Source organism: Paraburkholderia terricola (assembly GCF_003330825.1).
Lineage (GTDB): Bacteria > Pseudomonadota > Gammaproteobacteria > Burkholderiales > Burkholderiaceae > Paraburkholderia > Paraburkholderia terricola.
The window spans coordinates 2,696,634-2,712,351 of sequence record NZ_CP024942.1; the positions used below are offsets into that span (position 1 = coordinate 2,696,634).

15 protein-coding genes are annotated in these 15,718 nt (G+C 64.8%); 9 read left to right on the top strand and 6 right to left on the bottom strand.

Annotation, left to right across the window (positions count from 1 at the left end; translation table 11 throughout):
- The first annotated feature begins 125 nt into the window (after positions 1–125).
- The 7 genes from deoC to CUJ90_RS30740 all read left to right on the top strand — a co-directional run bounded on the left by deoC (position 126) and on the right by CUJ90_RS30740 (position 9,546).
- Positions 126–1,136 carry a deoxyribose-phosphate aldolase gene (deoC, locus tag CUJ90_RS30710; RefSeq protein ID WP_073428378.1) on the top strand — a complete coding sequence of 337 codons (1,011 nt, stop codon included), beginning with the start codon at positions 126–128 and terminating at the stop codon, positions 1,134–1,136.
- A 16-nt stretch (positions 1,137–1,152) separates the two neighbouring features.
- Positions 1,153–3,540, top strand: coding sequence for an aldehyde dehydrogenase family protein (locus CUJ90_RS30715; RefSeq protein WP_114164546.1), 2,388 nt, complete (start codon positions 1,153–1,155; stop codon positions 3,538–3,540).
- Positions 3,541–3,663: 123 nt separating this feature from the next.
- The gene (gene rbsK, locus CUJ90_RS30720; RefSeq protein WP_073428376.1) at positions 3,664–4,626 is read left to right on the top strand and encodes a ribokinase; all 963 of its coding nucleotides are present in this window, start codon (positions 3,664–3,666) and stop codon (positions 4,624–4,626) included.
- Between the two features lie 34 nt (positions 4,627–4,660).
- Positions 4,661–5,731, top strand: coding sequence for an ABC transporter permease (locus tag CUJ90_RS30725; RefSeq protein WP_244220080.1), 1,071 nt, complete (start codon positions 4,661–4,663; stop codon positions 5,729–5,731).
- A gap of 110 nt (positions 5,732–5,841) precedes the next feature.
- Positions 5,842–6,846, top strand: a complete 1,005-nt coding sequence (locus CUJ90_RS30730; protein WP_073428374.1) for an autoinducer 2 ABC transporter substrate-binding protein — start codon at positions 5,842–5,844, stop codon at positions 6,844–6,846.
- 73 nt (positions 6,847–6,919) lie between these two features.
- The gene (locus CUJ90_RS30735) at positions 6,920–8,473 is read left to right on the top strand and encodes a sugar ABC transporter ATP-binding protein (protein WP_073428486.1); all 1,554 of its coding nucleotides are present in this window, start codon (positions 6,920–6,922) and stop codon (positions 8,471–8,473) included.
- Positions 8,474–8,487: 14 nt separating this feature from the next.
- Entirely contained in the window at positions 8,488–9,546 is a 1,059-nt protein-coding gene (locus CUJ90_RS30740; protein WP_073428373.1) for an ABC transporter permease, read from the top strand.
- 26 nt (positions 9,547–9,572) lie between these two features.
- On the opposite strand, the gene CUJ90_RS30745 is transcribed toward CUJ90_RS30740, so the two are convergent.
- The 3 genes from CUJ90_RS30745 to CUJ90_RS30755 all read right to left on the bottom strand — a co-directional run bounded on the left by CUJ90_RS30745 (position 9,573) and on the right by CUJ90_RS30755 (position 11,723).
- On the bottom strand, positions 9,573–10,298 hold the full coding sequence (locus CUJ90_RS30745; RefSeq protein WP_073428372.1) for a DeoR/GlpR family DNA-binding transcription regulator: 726 nt from the start codon (positions 10,296–10,298) through the stop codon (positions 9,573–9,575).
- A 203-nt stretch (positions 10,299–10,501) separates the two neighbouring features.
- The gene (locus tag CUJ90_RS30750; RefSeq protein ID WP_114164741.1) at positions 10,502–10,825 is read right to left on the bottom strand and encodes a TFIIB-type zinc ribbon-containing protein; all 324 of its coding nucleotides are present in this window, start codon (positions 10,823–10,825) and stop codon (positions 10,502–10,504) included.
- A 145-nt stretch (positions 10,826–10,970) separates the two neighbouring features.
- The gene (locus CUJ90_RS30755; protein ID WP_114164548.1) at positions 10,971–11,723 is read right to left on the bottom strand and encodes a TerC family protein; all 753 of its coding nucleotides are present in this window, start codon (positions 11,721–11,723) and stop codon (positions 10,971–10,973) included.
- Positions 11,724–11,846: 123 nt separating this feature from the next.
- Here CUJ90_RS30755 and CUJ90_RS30760 point away from each other — a divergent pair, with 123 nt between their 5' ends.
- On the top strand, positions 11,847–12,728 hold the full coding sequence (locus tag CUJ90_RS30760) for a LysR family transcriptional regulator (protein WP_073428370.1): 882 nt from the start codon (positions 11,847–11,849) through the stop codon (positions 12,726–12,728).
- Positions 12,729–12,751: 23 nt separating this feature from the next.
- Here CUJ90_RS30760 and CUJ90_RS30765 read toward each other — a convergent pair whose 3' ends face one another.
- The 3 genes from CUJ90_RS30765 to CUJ90_RS30775 all read right to left on the bottom strand — a co-directional run bounded on the left by CUJ90_RS30765 (position 12,752) and on the right by CUJ90_RS30775 (position 14,499).
- A complete protein-coding gene (locus CUJ90_RS30765) occupies positions 12,752–12,889 on the bottom strand; it encodes a DUF3563 family protein (RefSeq protein ID WP_073428369.1) in 138 nt (45 codons plus the stop codon).
- Between the two features lie 258 nt (positions 12,890–13,147).
- Positions 13,148–13,978: a class I SAM-dependent methyltransferase gene (locus CUJ90_RS30770; RefSeq protein ID WP_073428368.1), complete on the bottom strand. Its 831-nt coding sequence runs from the start codon at positions 13,976–13,978 to the stop codon at positions 13,148–13,150.
- 86 nt (positions 13,979–14,064) lie between these two features.
- Positions 14,065–14,499 (bottom strand): GFA family protein, encoded by a 435-nt coding sequence (locus CUJ90_RS30775; protein WP_073428367.1) that lies wholly within the window; start codon positions 14,497–14,499, stop codon positions 14,065–14,067.
- 172 nt (positions 14,500–14,671) lie between these two features.
- Between CUJ90_RS30775 and CUJ90_RS30780 the strand changes: the two genes are divergently transcribed.
- Entirely contained in the window at positions 14,672–15,703 is a 1,032-nt protein-coding gene (locus tag CUJ90_RS30780; RefSeq protein WP_073428366.1) for an AraC family transcriptional regulator, read from the top strand.
- Positions 15,704–15,718 lie beyond the last annotated feature (15 nt).

Below are 15,718 nucleotides of genomic sequence, written 5' to 3' on the forward strand. Positions count from 1 at the left end.
TCCCGGTAGCGATGTAACAATCGGCTCGCAGCGCTTGTTATGATTCTCCCAATCGTTGTAGCATAGACGCGAACCAAATCTGTCGGCCGCTGTTGTGCGTCGCGTCACAAATTTCCGGACGTCTCATGCCTGAAGCTCCTTCGTTGTCTTCCTCGGTCATCGCGCTGCGCGGCGGGCCGCTCGTTCATCCGGTGCGCAATCCGGGCACGCCTTTCGACGCATCGTGGCTCGACGGGCTGCGCGTCAACCAGTCCGCGGTCGAACGGCGCACGGCCACGCTCGGCACGCGCCGGACCGTCAAGAAGGATGCGCAGGCGGCGTGGCTGTTGAAGGCCGTGACCTGCATCGACCTCACCACGCTCAATGGCGACGACACCGAAGGGCGCGTGCGCCGCCTGTGCGCGAAAGCGCGTCAGCCGGTGCGCGCCGATCTGCTCGACGCGCTCGGCATCGCGCCGCAGGGCATCACGACGGGCGCGGTGTGCGTTTATCACCGCTTCGTCGCGGCGGCTGTCGATGCGCTCAAGGGCAGCGGCATTCCCGTTGCCGCCGTATCGACCGGTTTTCCGGCCGGGCTGATCCCGCATCCGCTGAAGCTGAAGGAGATCGAGGCTTCAGTGGCGGACGGCGCGATGGAAATCGACATCGTGGTGACGCGCGAACACGTGCTCACCGGCAACTGGCAGGCGCTCTACGACGAAGTGCGCGAGTTTCGCGCCGCTTGCGGCCCCGCGCATCTGAAGACGATTCTCGCGACCGGCGACATCCGCACGCTCTCCAACGTGGCGCGCGCCTCGATGGTCTGCATGATGGCGGGCGCCGACTTCATCAAGACCTCCACCGGCAAGGAGGGCGTGAACGCCACGCTCGATGTGTCGCTCGTCATGGTGCGCATGATCCGCGAGTACCAGGAGCGCACCGGCGTGCCGATCGGCTTCAAGCCGGCGGGCGGCGTGTCGACTGCCAAGTCGGTGCTGTCGTATCAGATATTGATGAAGGAAGAACTCGGCCGCGCGTGGCTCGAACCGGAGCGCTTTCGCATCGGCGCGTCGAGTCTGCTGGCCGATATCGAACGCCAGCTCGAACATCACGTGAGCGGCCGTTATTCCGCTTTCAACCGTCATCCCGTAGCCTGAACACAAGACCGATCCCATGAGCGTAGCCGAGTATTTTTCATCGATGGAGTACGGTCCCGCACCCGAGGACGATCAAGCCGCGCGCGCATGGCTCGCGCGGCACGCAGCGAGCTTCGGACATTTCATCGGCGGCGAGTGGCAGGCGCCGGCCGCTGGCGAGCGCTTCGTGTCGCACGCGCCCGCCACGGGTGAACGGCTCGCCGAGATCGCCCAGGGCGATGCGGCCGATATCGACGCGGCGGTCGCCGCCGCGCGCGCCGCGCAGCCGGGCTGGCTCGCGTTGGGCGGCGCGGGCCGCGCGCGGCATCTGTATGCGCTCGCTCGCATGGTCCAGCGCCATAGCCGGCTGTTCGCCGTGCTGGAGGCGCTCGACAACGGCAAGCCGATCCGCGAGACGCGCGATATCGACGTGCCGCTGGTCGCGCGGCACTTCCTGCATCACGCGGGCTGGGCGCAGTTGCAGGACAGCGAATTCGCGGCTTACGCGCCGCTCGGTGTGGTCGGGCAGATCGTGCCGTGGAATTTCCCCTTGCTGATGCTCGCGTGGAAGATCGCGCCCGCGCTGGCCACCGGCAACTGCGTCGTCTTGAAGCCCGCGGAATACACGCCGCTTACCGCGTTGCTGTTCGCCGAACTCGCGCATCGCGCGGGCTTGCCGGCGGGCGTGCTGAACGTCGTCACCGGCGATGGACGGACCGGCGCGGCGCTCGTCGCGCATCCGCAAGTCGACAAGATCGCCTTTACGGGTTCGACGGAAGTCGGGCGTTTGATTCGCCAGGTCACGGCTGGCTCGGGCAAATCGCTGACGCTCGAACTCGGCGGCAAGTCGCCGTTCATCGTCTTCGACGACGCCGATCTCGACGGCGCGGTCGAGGGCGTGGTCGACGCGATCTGGTTCAACCAGGGGCAGGTCTGTTGCGCGGGCTCGCGCCTGCTGGTGCAGGAAGGCATCGAGGCGCGCTTCATCGCAAAGCTCAAACGCCGCATGCAGACGTTGCGTGCGGGCACCTCGCTCGACAAGAGCATCGATATCGGCGCGATCGTCGATCCGGTGCAGCTCGAACGCATCGAGTCGCTGGTGGAGAGCGGGCGGCGCGAAGGCTGTGCGGTGTGGCAGTCGTCCGATGCGGCGCTGCCCGCGGGCGGCTGCTTCTATCCGCCCACGCTCGTGACCGGCGTGGCGCCGGCTTCCACGCTCGCGCAGGAAGAGATCTTCGGCCCGGTGCTGGTGACGATGAGCTTTCGCACGCCCGACGAAGCGATTGCACTCGCCAACAATTCGCGCTATGGACTCGCCGCCAGCGTGTGGAGCGAAACCATCGGCCGCGCGCTCGACATCGCGCCGCGCCTTCAATGCGGTGTCGTGTGGATCAACGCGACCAACCTGTTCGACGCGGCGGTCGGCTTCGGCGGTTATCGCGAATCGGGCTATGGGCGCGAAGGCGGACGTGAGGGCATTTACGAATATCTGAAACCGCGCGCGTGGCTCAATCTTCCGAAGCGCCGGCCGGTGGAGCGCGCGGCGCATGTCGAGCAACGCGGCGAGCCGTCGAACGTTGCGCTGATCGACCGCACGGCCAAGCTCTTTATCGGCGGCAAGCAGGCGCGCCCGGATAGCGGGTATTCGCTGCCGGTGTACGCGCCGGATGGAACGCCCGTGGGCGAAGTGGGCGAGGGCAATCGCAAGGACATTCGCAACGCGGTCGAAGCGGCACGCGCGGCGCAGAAGTGGTCGCAGGCGAGCACGCATAACCGCGCCCAGGTGCTGTACTACCTGGCGGAAAATCTGGCTGTGCGCGCGGACGAATTCGCGCGGCAGCTCGTCGTGCGAAACGGCGCGACCGAGGCCGCGGCGCGCGCGGAAGTGGAGGCGGCGGTCGCGCGTCTTTTCACCTACGCGGCGTGGGCCGACAAGTTCGACGGCGCCGTGCATACGCCGCCGCTGCGCGGCGTCGCGCTGGCGATGCACGAGCCGCTCGGCGTGATCGGCATTGCGTGTCCCGACGAGGCGCCGTTGCTCGGCTTCGTGTCGCTGGCCGCGCCCGCGCTCGCGATGGGTAATCGCGTCGTGGTGTTGCCGAGCGAGGCGTGTCCGCTCGCGGTCACGGACTTTTATCAGGTGGTCGAGACCTCGGACGTGCCCGGCGGCGTGCTGAACATCGTGACGGGCGAGCGCGCCGCGCTGCTGCCGGCGCTCGCCCGACACGACGACGTCGACGCGCTCTGGTGCTTCGGCAATGCGGCGGATTCGGCTTTGGTGGAACGCGAGTCGATCGGCAACCTGAAGCGGACCTTTGTCGATCATGGGCGCCAGTTCGACTGGTTCGACCCTGCGAGCGAAGGCTTGCCGTTTCTGCGCCAGGCCGTGCAGGTGAAGAACATCTGGATCCCCTACGGAGACTGACCGGGCGTCCCAGGCACTTGAACAACGCGCACGCCAACCAGTAAATGGAGGAGACAACGTGCTGAAGAATCTGGCTCTGCTGAAACACGCCCCTTTCGCAAACGCTCCGCGAGGGACATACGCATGAACGCGCCTCACGAACGAGCGGGACGCGTCGTCATTCTCGGCATCTACGTCACCGATCTGACGTTTCGCGCCGAACGCATGCCGTTGATCGGCGAGACCATCGCCGGCTCGGCGTTCGCGATGGGGCCGGGCGGCAAGGGCTCGAATCAGGCGGTGGCGGCGGCGCGTGCCGGCGCCAAGGTCGTGTTCTGCACCCGCATCGGCAACGACGCGTTCGGCGCGATCGCCCGTGCGACGTGGGCCGCCGAGGGCATCACGGCGCGCGCCTCGGTGATCGACGGCGTGTCCACCGGCGCGGCGCATATCTTCGTCGACGACACCACCGGCATGAACGCGATCATCGTCGCCTCGGGCGCGGCGGGCACCCTGAATGCCGCCGACGTCGACGCGATCGAAGCCGACATCGCCGCCGCGCAAGTGTTCGTCACGCAACTGGAGCAGCCGCTCGCCGCCGCGCGCCGCGGACTCGAGGTCGCGCGCAAGCACGGCGTCGTCACCGTGTTCAATCCGGCGCCCGCGTTGCCGCTCGACGACGGCATCTTCCCGTTGTGCGACTACATCACCCCGAATGAAACCGAAGCCGCCGCGCTCACCGGCGTGCCGATCGCGAACGCCGACGATGCACGCCGCGCCGCCGACGTGCTGCTCGCCAAGGGTGTCGGCACGGTGGTCGTCACGCTCGGCGAGGGCGGCGCGCTGCTGCATTCGGCGACCCAATCGGTGCTCGTGCCCGCGTATCACTGCGGCCGTGTGGTGGAAACGGCCGGGGCCGGCGACGGCTTCACGGGCGGCTTCGCGGCGGCGCTCGCGCGCGGCGACGATGCGATCGCCGCGATGCGTTTCGGCTGCGCGCTCGCGGGCATTTCGGTGACGCGCGCGGGCACCGCGCCGTCCATGCCGACGCTCGATGAAGTGAAGCGGGTACTGAGCCAGTCGGATCAGACCTCACAGGCGCTCTGACCATTCGCGCCGGTTCAAGGAGATCGTCATCATCATGAAGTCCTCGTTGGGGTCCTTGCTCGAGTCCATGTTCGGCGGCGGCAAACCGTTCGCCGACCGGCAACTGAATTTCCTGCTGATCGTCAACGTGCTCGTCGTGCTGGTCGCGACGTGGCTCTCGCGCGGGCAGTTCGTCGATATCGACAATCTGCAATCGATGGGCGGCCAGTTGCCCGAGCTCGGCTTGCTCGCGCTCGGCATCATGCTCTCGATGGTGTCGGGCAATGGCGGGATCGACCTGTCCGGCGTCGGGCTTGCCAATCTGTCGGGCATGGTCGCCGCGTTGGCCGTGCCGCATTTCGTCAACGGCGACGACTCGCCGGTGCTCTATACGGCGCTGTTCTGCTCGATCGTCGTCGTGATGGGACTGCTCGGCGGAATGCTGAACGGCGTGGTGATCGCGTGGCTCAGGCTCACGCCGATTCTCTGCACGCTCGGCACGCAGTTGTTGTTTACCGGCTTCGCGGTGGTGCTCAGCAACGGTGCCTCGGTGCACGTCGACTATGTGGACCCGTTGTCGGCGATCGGTAACGGCACGGTGTTTCAGGTGCCGATCGCGTTCTGCATTTTCATCGCGGCGGTGATCGTGCTGGGATGGCTGCTCAAACGCAGCCCGTTCGGCCTGCGCCTCTATCTGATGGGCACCAATCCCAAAGCCGCGTTCTATGCCGGCATTCCGCGCGCGCGGATGCTGATCACGACCTATGCGATGTGCGGCGTGCTCGCGTCGCTGGCCGGGCTCATCAGCGCGACGCATACGTCCAGCGTGAAATGGGACTACGGCAACTCCTATCTGCTGATCGCGATCCTGATCGCGGTGATGGGCGGCGTGAATCCGGCGGGCGGTCATGGCCGCATCATCTGCGTGTTTTTTGCCGCCACGGTGCTGCAATTTCTGTCGAGCCTGTTCAATCTGCTCGGCGTATCGCAGTTCTTCGGCGATTGCGCGTGGGGTTTTCTGTTGCTGTTGTCGCTGGCGTTCGCGGGCGGTGAGCGGGTGCGGGCGATTTTCGGCTTTGGCGGTGGCGGCGGTGCGGCTGGCGCGAGCGCCGCGCCGAAGCGTTAGCTATCGACCCAACGCCTGCGAACGGTTTCATTCAGTACACGGCGGACAACGAGCCCTGGTTGTCCGCGACCGTGAAGAGGGGCGACATCGAACGATAAAGGAGACATCGCATGAAATTGACTCGACTGGGTGCCGCGCTGGCTACCGGCGCCCTCGCGGTGGGCGTGATCGCCGCCGCGCAGGCGGCAACGAACGAAACGATCGTGACGGTCGTCAAGGTCACCGGCATCAACTGGTTCAACCGGATGGACGAGGGCGTGAAGGAGTTCGCGAAGGAGAACCCCGGCGTGAGCGCGTATCAGACGGGCCCAGGCCGCGCGGACGCGGCCCAGCAGTTGAAGATCATCGAAGATCTGATCGCGAAGAAAGTCACGGCGATCGCGGTGGTCCCCTACGATCCGCCCACGCTCGAACCGGCGCTGAAGAAAGCGATGGATCGCGGCATCAAGGTGGTCACGCACGAGGCCGACAACGCGAAGAACACGATGGTCGATATCGAGGCGTTCGACAATACCGCCTACGGCGCCGGCCTGAACGAGCGCCTTGCCTCGTGCATGCACAGCGACGGCAAGTGGGCCGTGCTGGTCGGTTCGCTCGGCAGCCGTTCGCAGGTGCAGTGGGCGGACGGCGGCATCGGCAACGCGAAGGGCAAGTACCCGAAGATGAACCTGGTCGAACCGAAGCTCGAAACGAATAACGACGGCGAGCGCGCCTATGAAGTCGCGAAGGAAGTGCTGCGCAAGCATCCCGACCTGAAGGGCTTTCAGGGCTCGTCGTCGCTGGACGTGATCGGCATCGGCCGCGCGGTCGAGGAAGCCGGCATGCAGGGCAAGATCTGCGTGTACGGCACCGGCTTGCCGACCGAGGCGGGCAAGTTCCTCGAAAGCGGCGCTATCAACGGCATCGCGTTCTGGGACCCCAAGCTCGCGGGCGAGGCGATGAACAAGGTCGCCAAGATGCTGGTGGACGGCAAAACCGTCGAGAACGGCGCCGATCTCGGCATTCCGGGCTACACCAAGGTTACCGTCGCGAAGGGACCAGGCAAGGGGATCATCGTGCGCGGCCAGGGTTGGGTGAACGTCGACAAGTCGAACTACAAGCAGTATCCGTTCTGATTCCGCTTGTGTCCGTTGCTTCATGTGTCACGGCGTGCCCCGGTGGGCACGCCTCAACTTGCGGCTCGCCATCATGAATCAAGACGTATCGTCATCCGTACAGCCTGAAGCGTCGCGGCCTTTCCTGCAGGTCGCCGGCGTACATAAGCGGTTCACCGGCGTGCATGCGCTGCGCGGCGTGAGCCTGTCGTTCGAGCGCGGGCAGATTTATCACCTGCTCGGCGAGAACGGCTGCGGCAAGAGCACGCTGATCAAGATCATTTCCGGCGCGCAGCCGCCAGATGAAGGCGAGCTCGTGATCGAAGGCGTGCGGCATGCGCGGCTCTCCGCGCTCGAAGCGCTCGCCGCGGGCATCGAAACCGTCTATCAGGATCTGTCGCTGCTGCCCAACATGAGCGTGGCCGAAAACGTCGCGCTGACTTCCGAACTGGCTTTGCATGAAGGCCGGCTCGCCCGCACCTTCGACCGGCGCGAATTGGCGCGCACGGCGGCCCGCGCGCTAGAAGCGGTCGGCTTGCCCGGCGACGCGGAGTTTCAGGCGACGCTCATCGAACAGTTGCCGCTCGCAACGCGCCAACTCGTCGCGATTGCACGCGCGATCGCCAGCGAGGCGAAGTTCGTCATCATGGACGAACCCACGACCTCGCTCACGCAAAAAGAAGTGGACAACCTGATTGCCGTGCTCGCCAATCTGCGCGCGCAGGGCGTGACGGTGCTGTTCGTGAGCCATAAGCTCGACGAGTGCTACGCGATCGGCGGCGAAGTAATCGTGCTGCGCGACGGACAGAAAATGGCGCAAGGCCCGATCGCGCAATTCACGAAAGCGCAGATCAGCGAGTTGATGACGGGGCGCCATCTGTCGAACGAACGTTATCGCGAGGGCGGGCTAGGGCAAGACGTCGTGCTCGACGTGCGCGCTTTTACGCGCGCCGGCCAGTTCAGCGACGTGTCGTTTCGCCTGCATGGCGGGGAAATTCTCGGCATCACTGGTCTGCTCGACTCGGGGCGCAACGAACTCGCGCGGGCGCTCGCGGGCGTCGCGCCGGCGCAGTCAGGGCAGGTGGTGCTCGACGGCAGGCGCATTGCATTGCGCACGCCGTCGGATGCGAAACGCCATCGCATCGGCTATGTGCCGGAAGACCGCCTGAACGAAGGGCTGTTTCTCGACAAGCCGATCCGCGACAACGTGATTACCGCGATGATTTCCAGCTTGCGCGACCGCTTCGGCCAGATCGACCGCGCGCGGGCGCAGGCGCTCGCGGAACAGACCGTGAAGGATCTGCAGATCGCGACGCCCGGCGTCGACAAGCCGGTGCAATCGCTGTCGGGCGGCAACCAGCAACGCGTGCTGATCGGCCGCTGGCTCGCGATCGATCCGCGCGTGCTGATCCTGCACGGACCGACGGTCGGCGTCGATGTCGGATCGAAGGACATCATCTACCGCATCATGCAGCGGCTGTCGCAACGCGGCATCGGCATCATTCTGATCAGCGACGACTTGCCGGAACTGCTGCAAAACTGCGACCGCATCCTGATGATGAAGAAAGGACGCGTCGCGAGCGAATACCGCGCCGACGAACTGAGCGAAGCCGATCTGTATCACGCGCTGCTTTCCGAAGCGGCATAGAGGACGCCCCACCCATGAACTCGCGCCTGAATCCGCGCATGAACCAGCCCATGACCACCCCGACCGTTGCCGAAGTCGCTCCCGAGGTCAAACCGCCGAGCCTGCGGACCCGGCTCGCGCGCAATCCCGAATGGTTTACGGTCGCGCTCATCGTGCTGACGTGCCTGCTGGTCGGCGCGATCAATCCGCGCTTCTTCCAGTTGGCGACGCTGTTCGATCTGTTGCACTCGGCCACCACGATGTCGCTGTTCGCGCTCGGCACGCTCGTCGTGCTGGCGTCGGGCGGCATCGACGTGTCGTTCACCGCGATCGCCGCGCTCACCATGTACGGCATCACCAAGGCCGTGTTCGCGTGGTGGCCCGACGCGCCGTTTGCGCTGATCCTGATCACCGGCGCGCTCGGCGGCGTGATGCTCGGCGTGGTGAACGGGCTGCTCGTGCACCGGTTGAAGGCGCCTTCGCTGATCGTCACGATCGGCACGCAGTATCTCTATCGCGGCATGTTGCTGACGTTCATCGGCACGACGTTCTTCATGAACATTCCGCACAGCATGGATCATTTCGGCCGCATTCCGCTGTTTTTCTATCACACGGCCGACGGGCTGCGCGCGGTGCTGCCGGTTTCGGTGCTGGCGCTGGTGGCGGCGGCGTTCGTCACATGGTGGCTGCTGAACCGGACGATGATGGGGCGCGGCGTCTATGCGATGGGCGGCAGTCTCGCGATTGCGGAGCGGCTCGGCTACAACCTGCGCGCGATCCATCTGTTCGTGTTCGGCTATACGGGCATGCTCGCCGGTATCGCCGGCATTCTGCACGTGTCGAACAACCGGCTCGCGAATCCATTCGATCTGGTTGGATCGGAACTCGATGTGATCGCCGCGGTGATTCTCGGCGGCGCACGCATTACGGGCGGCACGGGTACGGTAGTCGGCACCTTGCTCGGCGTGGTGCTCGTGACGTTGATCAAGAGCGTGCTGATACTGGTCGGCGTGCCGAGCACCTGGCAGAAGGTGATCATCGGCGCATTCATTCTGATCGCGGGGACGCTGTTCGCGTTGCAGCGCAAGCGCTGAATTGTGACGCTGCGCGGCCTGCGCGCTTATTTGCGCTGGCGCAGCGCCTGGCCTTTCTCGGTGATGATCGAATCGAAGTCGTCCACTTGCGAGAAGCGCACCGCCTTCACCACGCCGAACTTGCTTTCGTCCACCACCAGATGCCGTTCGACGGCGCTCGCCATCGCCGCCTGTTTCAGCGCGACTTCGTGAAAATTCCAGCAGGTGACGCCGCGTGCGGCGTCCACGCCGCCCGCGGAAATAAAAGCCTTGTTGATCCCCATGCGGCGCAGCATCTCCAGACTCTCCTCGCCCGCGAATGAGTCGGACGAAGGCACATAGACGCCGCCCAGCAGGATCATTCGCACATTCGGCTTGCGCCGCAGAATCTCGGCGACGTTCAGCGAATAGCACACCACGGTGACATGGCGTTCGACCGGAATCAGCCGGGCAAGCGTGGTGAGCGTCGTGCCGCAGTCGATGAACAGGGTTTCGTTGTTGCCGATCAGCCCCGCCGCAATCGCGGACGCTTCGGCCTTGGCCTGCGCGAAATGGTCTTTTTCTTCTTCGAGTGAATAGCCGGCGGTGTTCGGTACGTCAGTGGCGCTGACGATATAGCCGCCGAGATACGTGAAGCGTTCCGGGCTGCCCGCGATGTCGCGCCGGACAGTCATCTCCGATACGCCCAGCAGGCTGGCGGCGTCGCGCAGACGCATCACGTTTTGCTTGCCTAGCGCGTCGCCGAGGACGCGGAGGCGGTCGGGTTTCAGCATGGAGGTCCTGTCGCGCGGTGCGGTTCGCGCAGTTGGCGCAGTTGGAATTGGCGTTATGTTTTGTTCGACTTGCTGAAAGAATTATAACAAGAGCTCGCCTGCGCGGCGAGCCTGGATTGAAGGTGCTCCGGTGGCGATGCGGTCCCGCTGCTTCGTTGCAAACGGGACCGCCGCGCATGCCGCGCATGGCGCGATCACGGCGTTCAGTCGAAATCGAATACGTCGAAAATCGAACGCTTCTTTCGTTTATGTCCCTGATAGCCGCTTCGGTGATCGTCATACGAGCGGTGGCCTTCGTATCGCGGCTCACGCTCGCGGTGGTCACGGTGATCGCGGTGATCGCGGTCATCGTCCCGGCTCACGCGCGCGCTAGTCGGCGCGTCGTGGCTTTCCGCATCCTGCGCGATCAGCTTGTCGAGTTCGCCGCGATCGAGCCACACGCCCCGGCAGTTCGGGCAGTAGTCGATTTCGATCGAGCGGCGCTCGGTCATCAGCAGGTCGGTTGTCTTGCAAACGGGGCATTTCATCATGTCGCTCCTCAAAAGTACCAAGAACATCGAACGTCAAACATGGCGGGCCGTTCGATTCGGGGGCGGCCTCCGGCGATAGTCCGGCCAGATCGATCGAGCCGCCCTTCATGCGCGGGCGCAATGCCCGCGCTCAGTGCACGCCTCACTGCCTCGCCACGGCGGCTCGCTTCGCGTGCGCCCGGCGCGTCAGCATGTTCATCGCCTCGACGAACGCGGAGAACGCCATCGCCGCGTAGATGTAAGCCTTCGGGATGTGCGAACCGAAGCCTTCCGCGATGAGCGCCATGCCGATCACGAGCAGGAAGCTCAACGCGAGCATGACGATCGTGGGATTGCGATCGATGAAGCGCGAAAGCGGATGCGCGGCGAACAGCATGGCCATGACCGCGGCAATCACCGCGACGAACATGATCGGCACATGCTCGGTCATGCCGACCGCGGTGATGATGCTGTCCACCGAAAACACGATGTCGAGCACGAGGATCTGGCTAATCGCGGCCCAAGCGGTCATTTGAACCACCTTGCCCGCCGCGCCCTGTGCCTCGTCGGCGGGGGCGACGTGATGGTGCATTTCACGCGTGGCTTTCCAGACCAGGAACAGGCCGCCGCCGAGCAGGATCAGATCGCGCCAGGAAAAGCCGTGGCCGAAGAGCGTGAGGGCAGGCTGGGTCAACTGCGCGATCCACGCGACGGTGCCGAGCAGGGCCAACCGCAGCACGAGCGCAAGCATGATGCCGATGCGCTGCGTGCGTGCGCGCTGCGCTTCGGGCAGCTTGTTGCTGAGAATCGAAATGAAGATCAGGTTGTCGATGCCGAGCACGACTTCCATCACGACCAGCGTGAGAAGCGCCGCCCATGCAGCGGGGTCGGTAACGAGTGCGAGTAGATAGTCCATGGGAATAGGTGATTGAGGTTAAGGAGAATGACGCCGGAATTCGTTGATGATCCGCGTTTTCGTGGTTCGGATAAACCAGTGTTACCCTGAGCGATACATCGTTTTTCCCGAAGACTGTTCACCATGCTCAATTACCGCCATCTCTACTATTTCTGGATCGTCGTGAAGGAGGGCGGTTTCGCGCGCGCGGCCGAACGTCTCGGCATGGCGGTGCAGACGATCAGCGCGCAAGTGCGCGAACTCGAAAAATCCATTGGGCGCCAGTTGCTGAAGCCGGCCGGGCGCGGCGTCACGATGACCGAAGCAGGGCAGGCCGCGTTTAGCCGCGCGGAGCAGATTTTTCAGCTCGGTGAGGCGCTGCTCGACGAGATGCGCGAGGCGGGCGGCGAGCGTGTCGCGCGGCTCGCGGTGGGTCTGTCCGACGGCATCTCGAAGCTCGCGGCGCACGCGTTGCTCGCGCCGGTGCTCGGCACGCCTTCGCTCAGGCTGCTATGTCATGAAGGCGAACACGCGCAATTGCTGTCGGAACTCGCGCTGCATCGGCTCGATCTCGTGCTGGCCTGCCAGCCCGCGCCGCACAACGCGGACCTGCGCGTCGTGAGCCAGCGCCTCGTGGGCTCGCCGGTCGACTGGTACGGTCCCGCGGAAATCGTTCGCAAGTCGACTCGCGCCGGTTTTCCGCACTGTCTGTCCGAGGTGCCGGTGCTGCTGCCGACCGGCCATGGCGCGTTGCGCGCGCGGCTCGAACGCTGGTTCGAAACCGAAGGCATCCGGCCGCGGATCGCCGGAGAATTCGAGGACAGCGCGCTCATGGCGGTGTTCGCCGCGCGAGGTCTCGGCGTGTTCCCGCTCGCGGAGTTGGGCGCGGACGATGTGTCGCTGCTGCGGGGACTGCGCCCGCTGGGCCGTGCGGAAGGCGTGATCGAGGAGATTCACGCAATCCGCTCGCGGCGCGGGCAGCATCATGCGCTCGCGTCGCAGGTGATTGCCGCCGCGCGTGCGTAGGCGGCTCAAGAGGCCCCGTTCGACTAACCGTTGATCTCGAACGAGCGCATGCGCCGCTCCAGCTCGCCTATATCGACCGACGACGCGAGGAACGCATTACGGCGGCTATGTTCCGCGCGTTCGAGCAAATTGCGCAGCATCCTGGCAAGATAGGCGAGCATGGTGTACTCCGATAATCGATGCGGTCTGGAGTGAATCCACCGCCGCGAATCGCGGGCAGCCGTTCAACTCAACTGCCGTACCTAAGCATCGACCATGCGCGCTTTACACGAGCCTTGACTGGAACGCGTTGCGGCTTCCAGTGGCGATGCGAGGGGGAAAGTGTCGTTTATTCGACGACGTTCATTGAGCAAATAGTTCGGGCGCGACAGACAGCGCGGCTTGACGCTCCGCGTATCCGTCAGCGCCATCGCGCGGCATCAGTTCCGCTCGATCACCACTTCGAGGTATTCGCTCGGCAGCACGAGCGTGGCGTCGCCGGAACGATTGCGGCTTTCCATGAGCGAGAGCAGATCCTGGGTCAACGCGGCCTGTTGCGCCGCATCGAGCGCGCCGAACGTCCTGTTCATCGGACCGTAGTAGGTGCGGAACACTTCGAGCCAGTGGGCCGGCGACAGATAGCGGAAGACGAACTCGCGGCTCGTCGTGCGAACGTCCCGCGCGGTTTCGCCGAACAGTTCCGCGAGCCGGGCCTGCGTGCCCCACAGTGCCGGCGATTTGACGCCCGGCGCGGGCGGTATGTATTTGCCGATCATCCTGAACACCTGGCCGATAAAGCTATCGGGCGTCCAGTTCGCGAGGCCGATTCTCCCGCCGGGTTTGCAGACGCGCGCGAGTTCGCTCGCGGCCTGCTCCTGATTCGGCGTGAACATCACGCCGAAGGTGGACATCACGACATCGAACGATTTGTCCGCAAACGGCAGGCTTTCGGCGTCCGCTTGCTGGAACCGGATCGTGTGGCCTTCCGCTTGCGCGCGCGTGCGCCCGGCTTCGAGCAGCGACGAGACGTAGTCGGTGGAGGTCACGTCGCACCAGCGGCGTGCGGCGGCAAGCGTTGCATTGCCGTTGCCGGCGGCGACGTCGAGCACGCGGCTGCCGGCGCGCAGATCGAGCGCCTCGCACAACTGTTCACCGACGATCTGCAAGGTGGTGCCCACCACGGCATAGTTGCCCGAGGACCAGGCGGCTTGCTGACGGCTCTTGAGCGCGGCGAGATCGACGGCGGGCGAGGAAGAAGTGACTGTGGACATGGCTGTACTTCCTGTTAAGCATGGAGTGGAAATGTTCCGCGGTGCATCGCGTCGCATGGCGCGGCAATGCACGCGCCGTGCGGCCGCTATTCGGCGATCGTGATACCCGAACCGCCCATTTCCTTCGGCACGTCCTTCATTTTCGGCAAGCCGTCCTTCATGCGCAGCCTGGTGTGCTCGTAGTGAACATGCACGCCGGGTTCGTAGGGAAACTGTGGAATGGACGCTGCATACACGTCGGTGAGTCCCATGCCGGGGTGTTCGGTGAAGAGGTGACCGCCGCACGTCTTGCACCACTTCCGATAACTGTTCGGCGTTTTGTTGTAAGTGCCGATGTTGTCCGCGCCCTGCGTGATGCGCACCGCTTCCGGTTGCCACAGCGTGAACGCATTGACGGGTCCGGCCGACCAGCTTCGGCATGAATCGCAATGGCAATAGCCCATTCCGGCCGGCTCGCCGCTCACCGTGAATTGAACCGCGCCGCAAAAACAGCCGCCCTCGTAAGTGCTTTCATTGCTCATGAGATGTCTCCTTGATGGTTTGCATTGCATGTGCCGCTACTGTCGCCGGGTGCCTGATTCGCGCGTTGTTGCGCGTTCAGGTGGGTGCTAGTATCTGCTCGTAGTTCATATCGTTGAATGACCAGGCGTCCAGATCTCTTGCGCGGAACGCCGGGATTGACGGACGCTGTTCATGGATGCGCTTTCCGACGTTCTTCGCGTTGTGCGGCTCAATGGTGCGGTCTACCTCAACGGAGACTTCACGACCCCGTGGTGCCTGTTTGGCCAGGCGGATTCGGCCCTCTGCGACGCCTTTCTGCCGGGCTCGCAACGCGTGATTTCATTCCATCTCATCACCGAGGGCAGTTGTTCGGCGCGACTCGCCAGCGACCCCGCATCCGTCATTCATCTCAAGGCCGGTGAACTGCTGGTGGTGCCGCAAGGCGAGGCGCATGTTTTCGGCAGCGCCCTCGATCTCTCCCCCGAGCTGGCAGGACCGCTTCTCGCGATCCAGATGGAGACGACACCGGGCCAGGTGATGACGCTCTCCTATGGCGGCGGCGGAGCGCCGACGCGGGTCGTATGCGGCTTTCTCGCTTGCGACGATACGTTGGGCAATCCGCTGCTGTCCTCGCTGCCGAGGCTCTTCAAAGTCGACATGCGCAACGATCCTCATTCGGCGTGGCTCGAATCGTCGCTTCGATTCGCTGTCGGCGAGGCGGCGCAGTGGCGCGCGGGCAGCGCGATCGTTCTTGCGAGGCTGTCGGAACTGCTGTTCGTCGAAGCGGTGCGCCGCTGTATCGACGCCTTGCCGGCGGACCGCAAGGGCTGGCTCGCGGGTGTGCGCGACCGCTTCGTCGGGCCCGCGCTATCGCTGCTTCATGCGCAACCGGCGTATTCGTGGACCGTCGACGAACTCGCGCGAAGAGTGGGGCTGTCGCGCTCCGCATTGGCGCAACGGTTCACCGATCTGTTGGGTCAGCCGCCCATGCAGTACCTGGCGCGCTGGCGTTTGCAGCTCGCCTCGCACGAACTGCTGGACGGCGCCAAATCGCTCGCCGCGCTGGCGGAGCAGGTCGGCTACGACTCCGAGGCGGCGTTCAATCGCGCATTCAAGCGCGAGTTCGGTATGCCGCCGGCCGCATGGCGAAAGAGCCATGTGACGCCAAACGATAGCGCGCCCGCCAATGCGCCGGGAGCGATCGGCGAGACGACGGCCGTATAGGGAAAGTACGCACGC

What these genes read in the sequence shown, in the direction of transcription:
- deoC (WP_073428378.1), top strand. Translation starts at nt 126, where the DNA reads ATGCCTGAAGCTCCTTCGTTGTCTTCCTCGGTCATCGCGCTGCGCGGC.
- CUJ90_RS30715 (WP_114164546.1), top strand. Translation starts at nt 1,153, where the DNA reads ATGAGCGTAGCCGAGTATTTTTCATCGATGGAGTACGGTCCCGCACCC.
- rbsK (WP_073428376.1), top strand. Translation starts at nt 3,664, where the DNA reads ATGAACGCGCCTCACGAACGAGCGGGACGCGTCGTCATTCTCGGCATC.
- CUJ90_RS30725 (WP_244220080.1), top strand. Translation starts at nt 4,661, where the DNA reads ATGAAGTCCTCGTTGGGGTCCTTGCTCGAGTCCATGTTCGGCGGCGGC.
- CUJ90_RS30730 (WP_073428374.1), top strand. Translation starts at nt 5,842, where the DNA reads ATGAAATTGACTCGACTGGGTGCCGCGCTGGCTACCGGCGCCCTCGCG.
- CUJ90_RS30735 (WP_073428486.1), top strand. Translation starts at nt 6,920, where the DNA reads ATGAATCAAGACGTATCGTCATCCGTACAGCCTGAAGCGTCGCGGCCT.
- CUJ90_RS30740 (WP_073428373.1), top strand. Translation starts at nt 8,488, where the DNA reads ATGAACTCGCGCCTGAATCCGCGCATGAACCAGCCCATGACCACCCCG.
- CUJ90_RS30745 (WP_073428372.1), bottom strand. Translation starts at nt 10,298, where the DNA reads ATGCTGAAACCCGACCGCCTCCGCGTCCTCGGCGACGCGCTAGGCAAG.
- CUJ90_RS30750 (WP_114164741.1), bottom strand. Translation starts at nt 10,825, where the DNA reads ATGAAATGCCCCGTTTGCAAGACAACCGACCTGCTGATGACCGAGCGC.
- CUJ90_RS30755 (WP_114164548.1), bottom strand. Translation starts at nt 11,723, where the DNA reads ATGGACTATCTACTCGCACTCGTTACCGACCCCGCTGCATGGGCGGCG.
- CUJ90_RS30760 (WP_073428370.1), top strand. Translation starts at nt 11,847, where the DNA reads ATGCTCAATTACCGCCATCTCTACTATTTCTGGATCGTCGTGAAGGAG.
- CUJ90_RS30765 (WP_073428369.1), bottom strand. Translation starts at nt 12,889, where the DNA reads ATGCTCGCCTATCTTGCCAGGATGCTGCGCAATTTGCTCGAACGCGCG.
- CUJ90_RS30770 (WP_073428368.1), bottom strand. Translation starts at nt 13,978, where the DNA reads ATGTCCACAGTCACTTCTTCCTCGCCCGCCGTCGATCTCGCCGCGCTC.
- CUJ90_RS30775 (WP_073428367.1), bottom strand. Translation starts at nt 14,499, where the DNA reads ATGAGCAATGAAAGCACTTACGAGGGCGGCTGTTTTTGCGGCGCGGTT.
- CUJ90_RS30780 (WP_073428366.1), top strand. Translation starts at nt 14,672, where the DNA reads ATGGATGCGCTTTCCGACGTTCTTCGCGTTGTGCGGCTCAATGGTGCG.